This is a genomic window from Mesorhizobium montanum (assembly GCF_033977145.1).
Classification (GTDB): Bacteria; Pseudomonadota; Alphaproteobacteria; order Rhizobiales; family Rhizobiaceae; genus Mesorhizobium; species Mesorhizobium montanum.
On sequence record NZ_JAVIJF010000001.1, the window covers coordinates 267,971 to 285,730 of the forward strand.

General features: G+C 63.8%; 19 protein-coding genes and 1 riboswitch. Of the genes, 10 read left to right on the forward strand and 9 right to left on the reverse strand.

What is annotated here, in order from left to right:
* Window positions 1-5: 5 nt before the first annotated feature.
* A complete protein-coding gene (gene hisC, locus RFM68_RS01265) occupies window positions 6-1,118 on the reverse strand; it encodes a histidinol-phosphate transaminase (protein WP_502572764.1) in 1,113 nt (370 codons plus the stop codon).
* 131 nt (window positions 1,119-1,249) lie between these two features.
* A riboswitch (SAM riboswitch) is annotated at window positions 1,250-1,327 on the forward strand.
* A gap of 95 nt (window positions 1,328-1,422) precedes the next feature.
* Here hisC and metX point away from each other — a divergent pair.
* Together metX and metW are read left to right on the forward strand one after the other, a co-directional pair.
* Entirely contained in the window at window positions 1,423-2,592 is a 1,170-nt protein-coding gene (gene metX, locus RFM68_RS01270; protein ID WP_320230832.1) for a homoserine O-acetyltransferase MetX, read from the forward strand.
* 79 nt (window positions 2,593-2,671) lie between these two features.
* Window positions 2,672-3,289, forward strand: a complete 618-nt coding sequence (gene metW / locus RFM68_RS01275; protein WP_320230833.1) for a methionine biosynthesis protein MetW — start codon at window positions 2,672-2,674, stop codon at window positions 3,287-3,289.
* A gap of 3 nt (window positions 3,290-3,292) precedes the next feature.
* Here metW and RFM68_RS01280 read toward each other — a convergent pair whose 3' ends face one another.
* Complete coding sequence (locus tag RFM68_RS01280; protein WP_320230834.1) at window positions 3,293-3,748, reverse strand: macro domain-containing protein; 456 nt, start codon at window positions 3,746-3,748, stop codon at window positions 3,293-3,295.
* A gap of 13 nt (window positions 3,749-3,761) precedes the next feature.
* Window positions 3,762-4,082, reverse strand: a complete 321-nt coding sequence (locus RFM68_RS01285) for a DUF1330 domain-containing protein (RefSeq protein ID WP_320230835.1) — start codon at window positions 4,080-4,082, stop codon at window positions 3,762-3,764.
* Between the two features lie 334 nt (window positions 4,083-4,416).
* Here RFM68_RS01285 and RFM68_RS01290 point away from each other — a divergent pair, with 334 nt between their 5' ends.
* Window positions 4,417-5,346 (forward strand): glycosyltransferase family 2 protein, encoded by a 930-nt coding sequence (locus RFM68_RS01290; RefSeq protein WP_320230836.1) that lies wholly within the window; start codon window positions 4,417-4,419, stop codon window positions 5,344-5,346.
* A gap of 17 nt (window positions 5,347-5,363) precedes the next feature.
* On the opposite strand, the gene RFM68_RS01295 is transcribed toward RFM68_RS01290, so the two are convergent.
* The 3 genes from RFM68_RS01295 to RFM68_RS01305 all read right to left on the reverse strand — a co-directional run bounded on the left by RFM68_RS01295 (window position 5,364) and on the right by RFM68_RS01305 (window position 8,925).
* On the reverse strand, window positions 5,364-6,164 hold the full coding sequence (locus RFM68_RS01295; RefSeq protein WP_320230837.1) for a DUF1194 domain-containing protein: 801 nt from the start codon (window positions 6,162-6,164) through the stop codon (window positions 5,364-5,366).
* Window positions 6,165-6,217: 53 nt separating this feature from the next.
* Window positions 6,218-8,047, reverse strand: a complete 1,830-nt coding sequence (locus RFM68_RS01300; protein WP_320230838.1) for an ABC transporter ATP-binding protein/permease — start codon at window positions 8,045-8,047, stop codon at window positions 6,218-6,220.
* A 101-nt stretch (window positions 8,048-8,148) separates the two neighbouring features.
* Entirely contained in the window at window positions 8,149-8,925 is a 777-nt protein-coding gene (locus tag RFM68_RS01305) for a class I SAM-dependent methyltransferase (RefSeq protein ID WP_320230839.1), read from the reverse strand.
* A gap of 118 nt (window positions 8,926-9,043) precedes the next feature.
* On the opposite strand from RFM68_RS01305, the gene gloB reads away from it, so the two are divergent.
* Both gloB and RFM68_RS01315 read left to right on the forward strand, forming a co-directional pair.
* Entirely contained in the window at window positions 9,044-9,811 is a 768-nt protein-coding gene (gene gloB / locus RFM68_RS01310) for a hydroxyacylglutathione hydrolase (protein ID WP_320230840.1), read from the forward strand.
* 44 nt (window positions 9,812-9,855) lie between these two features.
* Entirely contained in the window at window positions 9,856-10,308 is a 453-nt protein-coding gene (locus RFM68_RS01315) for a cupin domain-containing protein (RefSeq protein WP_320230841.1), read from the forward strand.
* Here RFM68_RS01315 and RFM68_RS01320 read toward each other — a convergent pair.
* The 3 genes from RFM68_RS01320 to RFM68_RS01330 form a co-directional block, all read right to left on the reverse strand.
* Window positions 10,283-10,954: a lysoplasmalogenase gene (locus RFM68_RS01320; RefSeq protein WP_320230842.1), complete on the reverse strand. Its 672-nt coding sequence runs from the start codon at window positions 10,952-10,954 to the stop codon at window positions 10,283-10,285. The genes RFM68_RS01315 and RFM68_RS01320 overlap by 26 nt on opposite strands.
* The gene (gene yddG / locus RFM68_RS01325) at window positions 10,951-11,838 is read right to left on the reverse strand and encodes an aromatic amino acid exporter YddG (RefSeq protein WP_320230843.1); all 888 of its coding nucleotides are present in this window, start codon (window positions 11,836-11,838) and stop codon (window positions 10,951-10,953) included. The genes RFM68_RS01320 and yddG overlap by 4 nt, the downstream gene beginning before the upstream one ends.
* 112 nt (window positions 11,839-11,950) lie before the next feature.
* Window positions 11,951-12,742: a DUF3108 domain-containing protein gene (locus RFM68_RS01330; RefSeq protein WP_320230844.1), complete on the reverse strand. Its 792-nt coding sequence runs from the start codon at window positions 12,740-12,742 to the stop codon at window positions 11,951-11,953.
* A gap of 258 nt (window positions 12,743-13,000) precedes the next feature.
* On the opposite strand from RFM68_RS01330, the gene rpmB reads away from it, so the two are divergent.
* From rpmB to RFM68_RS01355, 5 genes are all read left to right on the forward strand, one after another.
* Window positions 13,001-13,297 (forward strand): 50S ribosomal protein L28, encoded by a 297-nt coding sequence (gene rpmB, locus RFM68_RS01335; protein WP_140784042.1) that lies wholly within the window; start codon window positions 13,001-13,003, stop codon window positions 13,295-13,297.
* 108 nt (window positions 13,298-13,405) lie between these two features.
* A complete protein-coding gene (locus RFM68_RS01340) occupies window positions 13,406-14,092 on the forward strand; it encodes a queuosine precursor transporter (RefSeq protein WP_320230845.1) in 687 nt (228 codons plus the stop codon).
* A 58-nt stretch (window positions 14,093-14,150) separates the two neighbouring features.
* Window positions 14,151-14,825 (forward strand): spermidine synthase family protein, encoded by a 675-nt coding sequence (locus tag RFM68_RS01345; protein WP_320230846.1) that lies wholly within the window; start codon window positions 14,151-14,153, stop codon window positions 14,823-14,825.
* Between the two features lie 106 nt (window positions 14,826-14,931).
* A complete protein-coding gene (locus RFM68_RS01350) occupies window positions 14,932-16,707 on the forward strand; it encodes a GtrA family protein (protein WP_320230847.1) in 1,776 nt (591 codons plus the stop codon).
* Window positions 16,708-16,924: 217 nt separating this feature from the next.
* Window positions 16,925-17,734: a hypothetical protein gene (locus RFM68_RS01355; protein WP_320230848.1), complete on the forward strand. Its 810-nt coding sequence runs from the start codon at window positions 16,925-16,927 to the stop codon at window positions 17,732-17,734.
* Window positions 17,735-17,760: the final 26 nt, after the last annotated feature.

The following is a 17,760-nucleotide window of genomic DNA, read 5'->3' on the forward strand; positions in this document are numbered from 1 at the left end:
GGTGCTTAGCTTTTCAGGAAACTCGTCAGCGCATCGATGACGCCGCGATTGGCCTCTTCTGTGCCGATGCTCATGCGCAGCGCATTGGGAAAGCCGTAGCCAGCGACGCGGCGCAGGATATAGCCGCGCTGGCTGAGGTAATCCTCCGCGGCCGCCGCCGAGTGCTTTTTGGCGTCGGGGAAGTGAATCAGCACGAAATTGCCGACGCTGGGCGTGACGCGCAGGCCGAGCCCAGTCAGCTCCGTGCTGAGCCAGGCCAGCCAGCGCTCGTTATGCGCAACGCTGCGCTCGATATGGGCGCGGTCGCGGATCGCGGCGATGCCGGCCTCGATCGCGGTCGCATTGACGTTGAAGGGGCCGCGCACGCGGTTGATCGCGTCGACGATATGCGCCGGCCCATACATCCAGCCGACGCGCGCGCCGCCAAGGCCGAGCTTGGAGAAGGTGCGGGTCATCACCACGTTTTCGGAACTGCCCGCCAGCTCGATGCCGGCTTCATAGTCGTTGCGCCGCACATATTCGGCATAGGCCGCGTCGAGCACCAGAAGCACGTTCTTCGGCAGGGCCGCATGCAGCCGGCGCACTTCCTGGAAGGGCACATAGGTGCCGGTCGGATTGTTGGGATTGGCGAGGAACACGATCCGCGTCGCCGGCGTGACCGCGGCGAGGATCGCGTCGATGTCGGCGCGCTCGTCGGTTTCCTTGACCGCCACAGGCTTGGCGCCGGCCGCCTGGATGTAGATCTTGTAGACCATGAAGGCGTGCTCGGTGAACACGGCCTCGTCGCCCGGCGCGAGATAAGTCTGCGCCAGGAGCCCCAGTATCTCGTCGGAGCCGTTGGAGCAGATGATGTTTGCCGGGTTGAGCCCATGCACCTCGGCGATCGCCTCGCGCAGCCGGCGGGCGGAGCCATCCGGATAAACATCCAGCTTTGCCGCCACTTCGCGCGCGGCCTCGATTGCCTTCGGCGAGGGTCCGAGCGGATTTTCGTTCGACGACAGTTTGTAGACTTTCGTCACGCCGGCCGGTGCGGTGCTTTTTCCCGGCACATAGGCCTCGATGTCCATGATGCCCGCGCGGGGCGTCGGACGGGGCTGATCCTGCTTCATGTCACAAATCCGTCGAAAGGCCTTCAAGGCCGCAGCGGAAATACAGGCCATGGCCCGGAATGTCGAGTGCCGGCGCACCCGCGTCCACCCGCAAGAAGGCTACCCGTTGACGAACAGCGGCGCTGGCCCTAGAAGAACTGCCAGACTTCCGTGGTGATTTGGCCGGTCGGCTTGCAGCCACGTTAAACAACTCGCTAAAGGGCCGTTTGCAACCTGTAACCGGCTTTGCGACGGCAAGCCGGTTTTTTGTTGTCCGCGGCCGGCCGGACACCGCACCGGGACGAGACCGATGCGGGACAGGATGAGGACTGCCATGGCCGCTCAGCGCGCTGCAAGAACCAAGGACGAGGCCGACCATCCGTCGAGCCCGGTGCTGCAGTTCGGCCCCGACAAGCCGCTGAAGCTCGACGCCGGCACCTTGCTTGCGCCTTTCCAGATCGCCTACCAGACCTACGGCACGCTGAACGACGCGCGCTCCAACGCCATCCTCGTCTGCCACGCGCTGACCGGCGACCAGCACGTCGCCAACGCCAATCCCGTGACCGGCAAGCCGGGCTGGTGGGAGGTGCTCATCGGCCCCGGCAAGATCATCGACACCAACCGCTTCTTCGTCATCTGCTCCAACGTCGTCGGCGGCTGCCTCGGCTCGACCGGCCCGGCCTCGACCAATCCGGCGACCGGCAAGCCTTACGGGCTCGACCTGCCGATCATCACCATCCGCGACATGGTGCGCGCGCAGGCGATGCTGGTCGACCATTTCGGCATCGAAAAGCTGTTTTGCGTGCTTGGCGGCTCGATGGGCGGCATGCAGGTGCTGGAATGGGCGGCCAGTCATTCGGAGCGCGTGTTCTGCGTTCTGCCGATCGCTACCGGCGCCCGCCATTCCTCGCAGAACATCGCCTTCCACGAGGTTGGGCGGCAGGCCGTCATGGCCGATCCGGAATGGCATGGCGGCAAATATCTCGATTTCGGCAGACGTCCGGAAAAAGGGCTGGCCGTCGCGCGCATGGCCGCCCACATCACCTATCTTTCGGAAGCCGCGCTCCACCGCAAGTTCGGCCGCAATCTGCAGGACCGCGAGGCGCTGACCTTCGGCTTCGATGCCGATTTCCAGATCGAAAGCTATCTGCGCCATCAGGGCATGACCTTCGTCGACCGCTTCGACGCGAACTCATACCTCTATCTGACCCGCGCGATGGACTATTTCGACCTTGCCGCCGATCACGGCGGACGATTGGCCGATGCTTTCGCCGGCACCAAGACGCGTTTCTGTCTCGTTTCCTTCACCAGCGATTGGCTGTTTCCGACCGAGGAGAGCCGCTCGATCGTGCACGCCTTGAACGCGGCGGGCGCTTCCGTCTCCTTCGTCGAGATCGCGACCGATCGCGGCCACGACGCCTTCCTGCTCGACGAGCCGGAACTGTTCGCGGCCATCAACGGCTTCATCGCCTCCGCCGCACGCGCGAGAGGCCTCGGCGCATGACCCCGAACCGAAGGTCAGCGAACGCAAAAAGTTGCAGATTTGTCGGACCGGGATCATGGGCCAGGCAGGAGGCGAAGCCATGAGCGTCAATCGCGCCCAGCGTGTCGACCTCGAGGTCGTCACCGATCTCATACCGGCCAATTCGCGCGTGCTCGACGTCGGCTCGGGCGACGGCGTGCTTCTGGAGCTTTTGCAGGAGACCAAGCAGGTCGACGGCCGCGGCCTGGAACTGTCGCAGCGCGGCGTCAACGAATGCGTGGCGCGCGGCCTTTCGGTTATCCAGGGCGACGCCGACACCGATCTTGAATTCTACGCCGACAAGGGTTTCGACTTTGTCGTCCTGTCGCAGACCCTGCAAGCGACGCGCAACCCGAAGGTCGTGCTCGATCAGCTGCTCAGGATCGGCAACCGCGCCATCGTCTCCTTCCCCAATTTCGGTCATTGGCGCGTGCGCTTTTCCTTGCTGGTCAAGGGCAGGATGCCGGTCACCAAGGACCTTCCCTATTCCTGGTACGACACGCCCAACATCCACTTCTGCACCATCCGCGACTTCGTCAACCTGTGCGACGAGCTCGGCGCGACCGTCGAGAAGGCGACCGCGCTCGACGCCAACGGCCAGAAGATTGGCCTGTCGATGCCCTGGTGGTTCTGGAATTTCTTCGGCCAGCAGGCGGTGTTTTTGTTGAAGAGGGCCTAAGCCTTACGAAGCGTACTCGACGAGCGCATGGTTCTCGCCGGCTAGTTCCTGATCAATGATCGAGGCGATGACTGACCAGTCCCCTCCAGCCAGGCCAGCGCCTATTCTTGGATAGCCGATGCGCTGGCCGGAAAATCCAGTTCTAACCGCCTTCATCACTTTGCGGATGGCCTCGTAGTCGGCTTTCACGCCTGGGCCACGCCAGTGAAACTGGGTATAGCCGTTGACGACATGGAAAGCCCTATCCTCTCGCCGAATCTCTGCGACTGATATGGTTCCCAACTTTGAGCTGTCGCCTTTGGCGGTTGCGAGATCGGCAGCGTAGGCCTCAGGAAATTTCTGCTTGATCGCGAGAGCAATGCCTTTGCCCATCTGGCATTGGCAATTGCAGCCATGCACGATCGCATCGAATTCTCCTTCGAGCGCAAACTGCAGCAGATCGCCACGAATCGTCCGCATCCTCCCGCCTCCTTCAGCCAGGCACATCAGTAGCCTTGTGCGGATGCTCTACGCCGTCAACGAAGATAACGTCGGATTCAGAGTTATCGGTGCGCAACTCGAGTATCCGTTGATACGCGGGCGACCGGTACCAGTCCCGCGCATGCTGCCTGTCGGGGAATTCAATGGCGATCAGGTGGCCGGGCCAGTCGTTTTCCAGGACCTCGACCTCGCCGCCATGGACGATGAAGCGCCCGCCGAACGGCGCCAGCGTGGCGTCTATCTTCTCGAGATACTCGACCATCCAGGGGCCTGGCGTGACTTGGCGCATATGGGCAACGGCGTAAGCGGTCATGATTCTGCTCCTTTATGGACCGAAGCCGATGGCCGGTCTCGTGGCGTCACAATGCGAAAGCCAGGTAGTCCAGTCGATTACCTTGGACGTCATCGGGACTGGGTATGCCCCTTGGCCATGGCGAAGCGGACTGTCGCACCACCCACAAGCCAATTGTGTTGCCATCAAACCGCAAAGCTGCGGAAAAGCCGCCAATTCCGGCATTTCTTGCAGGTTGCGGCGTGACAGAAAGATGGCTTTTTTGTAGCGTCATCCGCAAATCAAAAGGCGGGATACGAAGATAGCGATCAGACCCATCCGGAAAACACCAGGACCGACCGGTAGCGGCAGCCCTATGTCGAGCGAAGACGGCCCGCTGATTACAGTGATTACGCCGACGCACAACCGGCGCAGCCAGGTCGTGCGCGCGGTGGAAAGCGTCCTGGCGCAGACATTTACCCGCTTTGAACACATTGTGGTCGACGACGGTTCGACGGACGGGACGGCCGCCGCGCTTGCCGAAATCCGCGACCCAAGGCTGATCTATGTCGGCGCCAAATGGCGTGGCGCCAATGCCGCGCGCAACGCGGGCATAGAGCGCGCGCGTGCGCCGGTTGTGACGTTCCTCGATTCGGACGATGTCTATCTGCCGGACCGGCTGGAGCGGACGCTGGCGCGCTTCGACGAGAACCCTTCGCTCGAGGTGCTGATCAGCTCCTTCCTGTCGGTGAAGGGCAGCCGCAGCACCAAATGCATCAATCGCAACGCCTTTCTCGACAAGAGCACGCTGCAGCGTGCCCTGGTTTCGCAGACCATCTTCATTGCCGGCTCGGCAATCACGGCCCGGCTCGGATCGCTGCTCGCGATCGGCGGTTACGACAGCGACGTGGCGCGCATGCAGGACCGCGAATTGCTGCTGCGCTTTGCCCAGCGCAGCGGCGCCTTGCTGTCTGACGACATCGATTGGAAGAAGTACAATTCGGAGAATTCGATCTCCGGCCGCCGCGACGGCTATGTCCAGGCCTATGCCAATCTGATCGACAAGCATCCCTATATCGCCGACCGCTATCCCGACGTTCCGCCTTATATGATTGCGCGGCAGATCATCGCCGATATCCTCAAGGGCAGGTTGCCACAGGCTTTTTCGGGCTACCATGCCAACCGGTCGTCCAAATCGCTCGGCTACTCGCCTACCGAACTGGTGCGCGGCTATGTCGTCGGCCGTCGCTGGCGTCGCGACTGCTACGACGAGTTCCGTGCCAAATACGGCGCCCGGGCTGTCTAGAGAGAGCCGCAAGGCCGCTATCTGTCGAGCTCCGGAAAATATGGATCGGAAAACCGCTGCCGAAGGCGCTCGCCGAGCAGACAATCGACGGGCGCCGCATCATCGACGCGGATGTATCTGGCGTCGGTGAGGCCGCTCACCTCCTGGATCAGTTTGCGGCGGATGGCGGTCGAGAATTCGGATGCCGCGTAGATCGGCAGCACGAAGGAACCGGCTCCTCCGGTCACGCAGTCGGCGTAGTAGCGGTCGAGACGGCTGACGCTCGGCGACGGGCTGATGAGTATAGGCAGGCCGTTGATGACGACACCCTTGGCGACGGCGTCATCGCGCATTGCAGCGACGGGCAGCCCGGTATTGTTGGGCCCGTCGCCCGAAATGTCGATGACGCGGCGCGGCGCCGAAAAGCCGGTTCTTTCCAGAAGACCGGCGCCGAAGCCGATGGCGCCTGAAATCGAGGTCCCGCGGAAGCTGCGGAACGGCCGCGCGGCTATTCTGTCGGCGAAAGCGTTGGCGCTGTCCTCGCCATCGATGATCTGCCAAGCAATGACCCCGTCGTCGCGCACGACACCTGCCCATTCGAAATAGGCGAGCGCGATGCGGCCATTTGAACCCGAGCGCACGGCGTTGATGAAGTCGGGATGGCGCAGTGCTTCGACATAGCCGGCACGCTGCAGGGTGAGTTCGTGCTCATCCATCGACTGCGAGATGTCGACGGCAAGCACGAGTTCCACATCCGCCGGCGCACCGTCGCCTGGTGCGGGCAGCGGCGCCGCCTCGGCGCAGGCAAGGCAGGCAAGCAGACCGAACATCGCAAGCATGGCAGCCTCGAACGACCCGGCAAATCTTCCCGGCGATCGCGGCGAAAATAAAGCTATTTCTTCTTGACGCGAGCCGTGGTGGGTGGCGGCTCGATCGCGCCGGCGCGGACACGGGCCGGCTTCAACGCCGGCGCGCCGATATCCTTCACGATACTCAGCGCGCGCGGGAAGAACTGGCTGTTGTGCAGGCCGCGCCCGATGTTGAGGATGGCGGCGTCGGGCAGCCGAGCCTGCAGCATCGCCAGCACCCGTCGCAGCGACGGGCCGTCGAACGCGTCCAGGGCTTCGTCGATAATCACCCATTTTGGCTTCCGCACGGCGATCCGGGCGAAAGCGAGCGCGCGTTGCTCATCATCGCCCAGCTCACGCTCCCAGCGCCCGTTGCGGTCGAGCGACGATGACAGCCGTTCGAGGCCAACCTCGGCAAGCACCGCCGAAATTTCGGCATCGCTCACCGGCGCGGATCCGTTCGGATGATCGAGGACCTCGCGCAGGGTGCCGGCCGGGAAATACGGCACGCGCGGCACGAAGATCGGGGTCTCGCCGGCCGGCAGGCCGATCCGGCCGCTCCCCCATGGCCACAGGCCGGCAATGGCGCGAAAGAACAATGTCTTGCCGGCGCCCGGCTCGCCGGTGATCATGACGCGCTCGCCGGCATGGATTTCGACATGCGGGTCTGCCAGCTTGGTACAGCCCTCCGGCGAGGACACCTGGAGTTTTTCGAACGTCAGGCTGCCATTGGCGTTTTCCCTGAACTCGATGCGCTTTTCCGTGTCGTGCAGCACATCCGTTTCTTCCAGCGCGATGCGGAAATCCGCCACGCGCATCAGCGTCGCGCGCCAGTCGGCGATGCTGCCGATGTTGTTGATGAACCAGCGCAACGACGAATGAACCTGGTTGAAGGCGCCGACCGCCATCATCAACCCGCCGAAGCTGATGTCGCCTGAGAAATAAACCGGCGAAGCCACCAGGATGGGCGCCACCACCGTTATCCAGCCATAGGTGTCGGTCACCCAGGACAGGTTGATCTGCGCGATATAGATGCGCCGCATGGCGCCCAGCACCGTGCCGAGGTCAAGTTCGAGCCGGCGCCTGGCATCGGGCTCGCCGTGGTAGAGCGCTATGGCATCGACGTTCTCGTTGACCCGCACCATGGAGGAGCGCAACTCCGCTTCACGGGTATAGCGCTCGCTGTTGAGGCTGATCAGCGGGCGCCCGACCAGCCAGCTCAGCCAGGAGGCTGTGCCGGCATAGAGGAAGGCGGCCCAGACCATGTAGCCGGGTATCGCCAGGGACCACTCGCCGAAGTGGAATACGAAGCCGGAAGACAACTCCCACAGCACGCCGATAAAGGAGACGAGCAGGATGAATGACTGCAGCAGGCCGACGCCGAGGTCCGTCGACAAATCCGACAGATGTGCGGCATCCTGCTGCATGCGCTGGTCGGGATTGACGCCGATGGCGCCGGCATTGGCCAGCCGAAAGGCCCGTGCCGAACGCATCCACTGATCGATCAGGTCCAGCGTCAGCGCCTCGCGCAACCTCAAGCGAATCATCTGGTTAAGCCAGGTCTGGCCGATATTGAGCACCAGAAGTCCACCGGCGATGGCCGCAAAAACCAAAAGCTGGTGCAGGAAGTCAGCCATGTCGCGCCGCGCCAGCGCATCGTAGAAAGGCTGGTTCCAGCGGTTCAGCAGAACCTGTCCGATCGAGGTTGCGACGATAACCGCGACAATGCCGATCGAGACCGAGGCAAGCTGCCCGCGCACCGGCGAGGACCTCAGCCCCAGCTTGATCGTCGCCACCTGATCGGCGAGGCTACTGGCCTCGACCGAGACGGTGGCCTTTTGCGGACCCGGCGTTTTATCGGTCTGGTCGTCCATAAAGGATATTCCTGATTTCCGCAGCGGTCATGAGTACCGCGTCGGGCGGGCATTCCTCAGATAGGGTGACGATCGCTGCGCGATGCAAGGCGCGGTCGCGATCACGAACGCGTCACTTGGCCGGGCGCGGCATCGGCCGCCCGCCGGCCAAGCCGTGTCGCGCCCTGCGGCGAGAAGACCGGCACGAAGACGCGGCGCGAGGCACGCTGCGCGACCGGCACGCCCTGGTAGAGGCGCTTCTGCGCCTCGACGACGATGACGCCGGAAAAGATCGGCCAGAACCGTCGGCCGGCCCGCTCCAGAACATTGTGGAACCGCATCATGAAACGCCGCGGCGACGGCGGGAAGAACAGCGCATCGCTCCATGTCGCTGGGGTGAAATTCGCCTCGCGCAGCAACTCTGTAAGCTGGCCGCGCGAGAACGGCCGGCCGTTGCCGAAGGGAGTGTGCTCGAACCGCGCCCAGACGCCGCGCCGGTTGGGCACGACGATGACGACACGGCCCGCCGGCGACAGCACGCGCCAGATCTCGTTCAGCGTCTCGCGCGGGTTTTCGGCATGTTCGAGCGAATGCACGAGGAGCACGCGGTCGATGCAGGAATCGACCAGCGGCAGTTCCTCGTCGAAGACCAGCGCCGTCGCCGTCGGTCCCGACGCCGGCCACACCACGGCGCCCTGCGTCGCCGGCATGAAGGCAAAGACGCGCTCGGCATCGGCGCCGAAGCGTTCCAGCCATGGCAGCGTATAGCCGAGGCCGACCAGCCGCTCGTTGGGCACGGTCGCCCATATGGACGACAGCGCCATGGTGATCGAATGTTCGGCCAGACGCCCGAGCGTGGTCGAATAGAAGGAGCGCAGATCGACGATATCCGAATGCATGCGCCGGACGGTAGCCGCGAAGCATGCCAAGTTCAACAAAGGCGCCAAGTTCAACAAACTCGGATGACATCGGCGGCCCGCCGCCCTATGTCTGCGGCGATAACGGAGAAAGATGCCGATGGCCGTCGAAATCGAGCAGTTCATATGCCGCACCGACAATTTCGGCGTCCTCGTGCATGACCCCGTAAGCGGGCAGACGGCGATCATCGACGCGCCGGAAGAGGCGCCGATCCTGGCGGCGATCAAGCGCACCGGCTGGGCGCCGACATTGATCCTCACCACGCACCACCATGCCGACCATGTCGAAGCCAATCTGGCGCTGAAGGAACGCTTCAAGCTGCGCATCGTCGGCCCGGAAGCCGAGAAGGCAAAGATTCCCGGCATCGACGAGACGGTGAAGCAAGGCTCTGTCGTGCGCCTCGGCGAGGAAAGGATCGACGTCATCGAGACGCCCGGCCATACCGCCGGACACGTCTCCTACCATCTGCCGGCCTCGAAGGTGGCCTTTACCGCCGACACGCTGTTTGCGCTGGGTTGCGGCCGCCTGTTCGAATGCAAGCCGCCGGTGATGTATGAATCGTTGAAGAAGCTGGCGGCGCTGCCGGCGCAAACCGTCATCTATTGCGGCCACGAATACACTTTGGCCAATGCCCGCTTCGCGGTGACGGTCGACCCGGGCAACCCGGCCCTGAAGCAACGCGCGGCAAGGATCGAAGCGCTGCGCGCCGACAACAAGCCGACGCTGCCGACGACCATCGGCGAGGAATTGTCGACCAATCCGTTCCTGCGCTGGCACGACCCGACGATCCGAAAGCATCTCGGCATGGAGAAGGCTTCGGACGCCGAGGTGTTTGCCGAAATCCGCAAGCGCAAGGACAATTTCTAATTCCAACGCATGCCGCCCCAAAAGATGCGCAGCAAAGACCGCCAATGACCAGCGCCGCCGAGATCATCGCCACGCTAGGCCTTCAGCCGCATCCCGAGGGCGGCTGGTATGCCGAGACGTTTCGCGACGCCGCGGGCGGCTCACGCGGTCATTCGACCGCGATCTACTTCCTGCTCGAGCAAGGCCAGCTTTCGGCCTGGCATCGGGTGAAGGACGCGGCCGAGGTCTGGCACTTCCATGCCGGCGCGCCGCTGGCGCTGTCGATGCATGAGGAAGGCGCAGGCGGCGTCATCGAGCAGGTGCTGGGCATAGCCCTTGCCGCGGGCGAGCGGCCGCAGATCGTCGTGCCGGCCGGCTGGTGGCAGTCGGCGCGCAGCCTCGGCGAATGGACGCTGGTCGGTTGCACCGTGGCGCCGGGCTTCGACTTCGCCGCCTTCGAGCTAGCCGAGCCGGGCTGGCAACCCGAGAACGTTAGCGCAACAGGAAGCCTAAGGTGATCGCCAGTTGGGCGGCGTAATAGAGCACCCAGACCGCATAGCGCATCCACACGCGATGCGGCGAGATCGCCGCGAGCAGGAAGCGCTCGGCCGCCAGCACCCCGTCCGAGGCGATGAACAGCACCGCGCCGGCGATCACCCAGGCATTGCTGGCGATGAGCGCCGAAATGCCCATGGCGAGGATCGCCGCGACATAGACGGCGATCGGAATGCGCAGCTGCGGGCCGACGCGGCGCCAGAGCGCGGCAAGCATGACGACGCTGAATGCCGCCATGGCCAGGGCGATCGCACCCCGCCAGGTTTCGGCGCTCAACAATTCGAGCCCGCCGCCTGCCCGCACAAATAGCGCGACATAGACGATGTGGGCGGCTAGAAAGCTCGCCAGCCCGCCGAGAAAAGCCTTTTCGCCATCGCGCGACAGAAAGGCGTCGCCGATGGCGCTTAAGCCCAGCGCCACGACAAGCAGCAGCGGACCGCCCTGCATCGCCGCAAGCACGGCCAGCAAAGCCACGGCAAGCGTCTTTGCCGCCGTTCGCGTCAGCTTCGGCGGCATGTCGAGCGCAAAGGCGTAGATCACGGCCGCAACGAACGAAAACAAGAGCGTCGCGTTGGCGTTGGCCTCGATGCCGCCGGGGAACGGCATCATGCGTTCACCTCTTTGGCCGCCGGCTTGCGCATCAGCAGCGACTTCGCCGCCAGCGCGGCGCCCCCGGTGATGAGCACGCAGGCGGCGAGAATGCGCAAAGAGGGTTCGGCGACGCCGGCGGCGATCAGCACCAGCGTCGACAGAAGCGGCGCGGCATAGCTCGCGGCGCCCAGCACCTGGATGTTGCCGCGCTTGACGCCGATGTCCCAGGCGTAGAAGGCCGCGCCCACCGGCATCAGGCCGAGCCCGATGACGGCCAGCCACTGTCCAAGACCGTCCGGCAGCACCGTCTTCTCAAGCAGCAGATGGCAGGCCAGCGAAAGCATCGATGTCGCCGCGCAGAACCAGGTGACGATCGAGGTCGGCACCGAGGGGAAACGTCGTGACAGCAGCGAATAGGACGACCACAAAAGCGCGCAGACGGCGGCCATCGCATAGCCGAAGGCGTAACGCGCATCGAAGGCCAGCCCGCCGCCCTTGGTGACGATCAGGACGGTGCCGGCAAGGCCGAGCAGCGCGCCGGCGACATGGTTCCAGGCAAGCCGCTCGCCCGGCATCAGCGCCGAGCCGAACACGATCAGCAGCGGCCACAGATAGGCGATCAGGCTTGCCTCGACCGCCGGCGCGTTGCGCAGCGCCGTGAAGTAGAAGAAGTGGTAGCCGAACAGCCCGGCTATGCCGATCACCCAGACTTGGCGAGGAATCTTCTGGCTCCTGTCGGCGACCGGCATCACCAGCCGCGCGGCCAGCCCGACGCAGGTGCCGATCGCAAACGTGATGGCCGACAACAGGAACGGCGGCACCTGCCCGGAAGCGTCGGTGAGCAGCGCCAGCAGCGCCCACATGGCGACCGCCGAAAACCCGATCAGTGTTGCGCGCCCCATATCTGCCCCCCGCGGCGCGCGGAGGCGCCTAGAGCAATTCCAGGAAAAGTGTCTGGCGGTCGGGCTCGGCGGCTTCGCCGTAGCCTTCCGTCCGGAATTGCGTAAAACTGAGTTAGTTCACCGCTTCGAATCGCCCCGCGCTTATGGTCAGCGGACCGATCTGGGTCCCGACCGTGGCTCGGATCGGCGCATATACGCCGGATTGGCCGAGCGGTGCAAACGTCACCAGCATGCGGCTCTTGTTCTTCAGGAAATTCAGCGCCTTGCGGCCCTTGCGATAGCCTGCCACCGGCTCGAAGCCCATCTTGCAGGTCACCGTGTCGCCCTTGTAGCCCGGCACCGAGATCGAACCCTTGGAAGCATAGGTCAAGGTCAGGTCGGCGCGCATCTCGCCATCATAGAATTTGACCGTGCGTCCGCAGACCTTGTCCAGGCTGTCGGCATGGATGACGGTTGCCGCCATCGGATCGAGCACCGATTTCAGGTCTGCGCCGCCGAGCGGCACCCAGCTCTTCGGATCGCGCTTCCTTGGCGCGGGAATGACTTGCGTGGAGGCGACCGCGCCGTTGTTGAAGTGGATGTCGACCATCGAGGCCTTCTTGCCGGACGTATAGTCGGCCCTGAACACTTGCGGCGTCATCTGCTTGCCGGAAATGGTGCCTTTCGACGAAATCGTGCCTTTCGTGTCGTCGAACAGCTTGCCGAGCCCGGCGGCGGAGACAGTGCCGTTGATGGCATAGCTGTCACCTTCGTAGCGGCTGGAGAAAGTCGCCCTGGCGATCGAAAGGCCGAGATACGAGACCGTATACTCGCCCTTGAAGGACCGCGGCGCCGCGGCGGCGAAGCCTGTTGCCGGCATGGCGAGAACAAACAGGGCGGCGAGTGCATGAGATGGACGGAGCATGGCGGCTGGCGAATCCCTGGCGGTTCGGCCGGAACACAGAGGGTCCAGCCTGGCATATCCCTTCGTGAAGGGCTTATAGTATCAAATCCGGCCTTTATATGGAGCGTGCCTGACATCTGGCCGCTTGCCGGAGCTTGACGCAGTGGTGAAATGCCACTATGGAACGCCAACTTTTCCAAAGGCCGCCTGACCGAGACCGCGCGCCGCCCGGCGCGGGCAGAATGGTTTGGCAGGTTTAGAAACTGAAGGTTAGACAAGATGTCCCGCACCTGCGAACTCACTGCCAAGGCAGTCCAGACCGGCAACAATGTGAGCCACGCCAACAACAAGACCAAGCGTCGCTTCCTGCCGAACCTGGTCAATGTGACGCTGATTTCCGAAGCGCTGAACCAGAATGTTCGCCTGCGCATTTCGGCCAACGCACTGCGTTCGGTCGAGCACCGTGGCGGCCTCGACGCCTTCCTGGCCAAGGCTGACGCCAAGGAATTGTCGCAGCGCGCTCGTCTGCTCAAGAAGCAGATCGCCAAGAAGCTTGCCGAACAGCCGGCGGCTTAAAACCTTCAGGCGGGGACGACCGCCTCGAGAGCACCGGCCCAAACCGGCGCTCGAAACACGAGCGAGCGTCCATGACGCTCAGCTGGTTCCATTACCCAGGATAAAAAAATGAATTTCCTGACGCGATACCTGCCTTTCGTGGCCGCCATGGCGCTTGTCGTCGTGGCCTCGAACATTCTCGTGCAGTTCCCGATGCAGGGCGAGATCCACGGCCTGTCGCTGGCGGATCTGCTCACCTGGGGCGCCTTCACCTATCCTTTCTCCTTCCTGGTCACCGACCTCGCCAACCGCCGCTACGGCCCGGCCGTTGCCCGCAAGGTGGTGTTCGTCGGCTTCATGACGGCAGTGATCTGCTCGATCCTGATCCCGCCCTTCCTGTTCCGGCATGGCCTGATCGAGTTCGAGACCGCCGCCGACCGGCTGGTGCGCATCGCGGCTGCCTCTGGTGCTGCCTTCCTGACCGCGCAGCTGCTCGACGTCACCGTCTTCAACCGGCTGCGCCGGCAGAGCTGGTGGCGCGCGCCGATCATCGGCACGCTGGTCGGCTCGGTGTTCGACACGGTGGTTTTCTTCGGCGTCGCCTTCTCGGCCGCCTTCGCCTTTGCCGGCCCCAACGACAGCTTCGCGCTGGAGACGGCACCGCTGATGGGCGTGCTGCCGGTCCAGACGATGCGCTGGGTGTCCTGGGCGCTTGGCGATCTTTCGGTGAAGCTGGCCATCGCCGTGGTGGCGCTGATTCCCTACCGGCTGCTCGCCACCCGCTGGAGCCAGCCGGCAGTTGCTGTCAGAGCATGATCCCAAAAAGTGGAAACCGGTTTTTGGAAAAGATCATGCTCAAACAACAAGAAAGCGTATGATCCCCTGGGTCCAGCTTGATTCAGCCCGCACGCCCGACGGCGCGCAGGAACTTCGCCTGAAGCAGCGCGGCACTGAATTCTCGATCATGCTGGGCACCAATGAGCTGATGAACAGCCGCCTCAGCGGTTCCGAGGAGGCGCTCGCCAGGCTTTCCTGCGAGCGGATCGCCGGCCGCCAGCAACCAAGGATCCTGATCGGCGGGCTCGGCATGGGCTTCACCTTGCGCGCCGCCCTTGCCGCCATCGAGGCGGACGCTGCCATTACCGTTGCCGAACTGGTTCCCGCGGTCGTCACCTGGGCACGTGGCCCGATGTCCGGGATCTTCGACGGCTGCCTAGACGACCCCCGCGTCACCATTCGCGAGGCCGATGTCGGCCAGTTGATAAGGGCGGAGAAAGCCGCCTGGGACGCCATCCTGCTCGATGTCGACAATGGCCCAGAGGGCATCGTCTACAAAGGCAATGATACGCTCTATGGCGCGGCCGGCCTCGCGGCCGCGCGCGCCGCATTGAAGCCCGGCGGTATGCTGGCGGTCTGGTCGCAGGGACCCGACAGCGGTTTCACCCGGCGGCTGAAGCAGGCCGGCTTAGCGGTCGAGGAGATCAACACGCGGGCGAACGGCAAGCGCGGCGCTCGCCACGTGATCTGGATCGCAGCCAGAGGCCTGTGATCTGGATCGCAGCCAGAACGCCGGTCTGGATTGCTGCGGCGGCTTTACGCTTTGTTACGGCCGATCGTGCAGGATCACGGAAATTCTCCAGGGCATCGCGACCAGCATGACCGTGCCAGGCACCGGTTGGAAAAATGACCTCCTGCTTGCGTTATGCGCCACCCTGGTGGTGCTGACGATCAACGCGATTTCCGGTTTTCCGACGCTTCGCGATTATGGCGCCGACAATGACAGCATGCTGCGGCTGGTCGAGGTTCGCGACCTGCTCGGCGGCCAGGGCTGGTTCGATCTCCATCAATACAGGATGGGCACCTCCGGCGGCTTCCTCATGCACTGGTCGCGGCTGGTGGACGCGCCGCTCGCGCTGATCATCATGGCCTTCGATGCGCTGGGCGCCAGCACCGCCACAGCCGAGCGGGCGGCGCAGATCGTCTGGCCGACCTTGCTTTACGGGCTGACTATATTCGTGCTCATACGCGCCTCGCAGCGCTTCGCCGGCGCGAATGTCGCGATGCCTTCGGTCATCCTGTCGACGGCGGCCCTTTTCTTCCTGGTGATCTACAGCCCTGGCGTAATCGATCACCACAATGTCCAGCTGCTTTTGACGGCGGCCAGCCTCTGGCTTCTGATGGAAGCGCCCTCCTGGCGACCCGCTGCCCTTCTGTCGGGCATCTGCGCCGGCCTGACGCTAGCCGTCGGCATGGAGACCGCTCCCTATGTGGCGGTGCTCGGCATCTGTGCCGCGATCCTGTTCATCCTTGATGATAAGGAGCGCGTCACGGCACGGGGCTTCGGCCTCGGATTTGCCGGCATCGCCTCCCTGGTGTTCGCGGCGACCATCCGCCCGGCCGACTGGGGCATTGCCCGGTGCGACGCCTTCTCGTCCTTCCAGTTCGCGATTGCCGCGCTGTCCGGCATAGGCCTGGCGATTGCCGGCACATTGACCGCATCGACGGTCCGCGCAAGGCTTATTTCAACGCTGGCGCTGGCAGTGGCGGTCGCGGCCGTTGCGGTCGTGTTCTTCCCGCAATGCCTGGCATCGCCCTATGCCGGCATGGACGAGCGTATCCGCACCTATTGGCTTAACGATGTGGTCGAAGCGCAGCCCTTCTGGAGCGTCGCCATCCACCAGCCGAAGCTGACGGCGGCGCGTTATGTGACGCCCTTCATCGCGATTCTGCTGATCGGCTTTCAACTGCGAACCCGTCGCCTGCGCCGCGAGGAAATCCTCGCCGCCATCCTGCTCATCGTTGCCTTCGGCGTCAGCCTCTGGCAGGTGCGCGGCTCGACCTTCTCAGTCGCCTTCGCGGTGCTGCCGCTCTCGGCCTGGATTGCGAAAATCCGCTTGCGGGCGAACGCCGCGCCCTCATGGCGCGTCTCCACCGGCATTGTCATGGCGTGGCTGGTCTCGCTCAACGCGACCTGGGCCGGTGTGGCGGTGGCGGCGCAGTCCGTGATCCAGAAGGCGCCGCAGCGGATCAATTCCGATCCCGACCATGCCATGACCTGCGGCAAGCCGGCCGACTTCCACGATCTTGCCGCGATGCCGGCGACGACAGTGCTTGCCTCGTCCAATCTCGGCTCGGGAATATTGATGTTCACCGGTCACCGGGCGCTGGCTGGCCCTTACCACCGCAATGTCGGCGGCAACCTCGCCATGCTCGACGCTTTCATGGGAACGCCGGACGCCGCCCGCGCCGTCATCGAGCGCGAGCATGTCGGACTGATCGCGATATGCCGCGGCAACACGGAAGAGATATCGCTGGGGCTGGACGCTCCGAAGGGTCTTGCCGCGGATCTGCTGCGAGGCGACGTGCCGGAATGGCTCGAACTGGACCGGTCGACCGCGGGAAAGCCGATCGAGATCTACAAGGTCCGTTGAATATCGATCCGGCAGCATCGGCAATAGCGCCCTTTGCAACGCACTCGCCTGGAAGTGCCGCAACGCATATTCGCGTCGCGATGTAGAAAACCGCAATTGAAATCAGTCAGGTGGATCGTTGCAATCCAGCCTGTGCTTTGGTTAGCATTTCGCCCGAGCCGCGATATATGTATCCAAGAAATTTGGATTCGGGGTTTTAGCTTGGGGAAGGATTTCCATGTCGGCCATAGAAGGCGCGGCGGCGCCAGCATCAGCCACACAAACGCTGCAGCATGTCGTCTCCCACATGGTGGAAGCCGTGGACCGCGCTGCATTTGTGGAATTACCTTTCTGGCATCTGGAAATGACGGATGTTTTCCCGGCCGACCTCTATCTGCGCATGCGCGCCGCCATGCCCGAGGCACGCGAATATCGCGCGCTCAAGGGACGCAACAATGTGAATATTCAGGCCGACGGCACCGCAACGCGGGTCAAGATCGACCTCTACCCCGAATATATCCGCCATCTGCCGGGCGAGAAACGGGCCGTCTGGGCCTTGGTCGGAAAGGCACTGCATGCGCCGGACCTGAAAGACGCGTTCATGCGCCGCCTTGCCCCGGGCTTGGAGCGCCGCTTCGGGCCGGACTTCATGAAGGTCGGCATGTATCCGGTGCCGATGCTGACGCGCGACGTGGCGGGCTACAAGATCGGTTTCCACACCGACACGAAATGGAAGGGCATCACGGTCCAGTTTTACCTGCCTGAGGACGACAGCATCAACCACATCGGCACGCGCTTCGCCCAACGCGGGCCGGACGGGCGTTTCGAGATGTCGCACCGCATGTCGTTTTCCCCGAATACGGGCTATGCCTTTGCGGTCGGGACCGACACCTGGCACGCGGTCGATACGGTCGGGCCGGAGGTCCGCACCCGCGACAGCATTCTTCACACCTATTTCGTCGACAACACCGCGACGCTCAAGATCCGCAACCGAAGCAAGCGCGCGGCCAATTTCGCGATGAACGAAGTCCGTCACGTCGGCCGGTAACCTCCGGCCGGACACCCGCCGCCGGC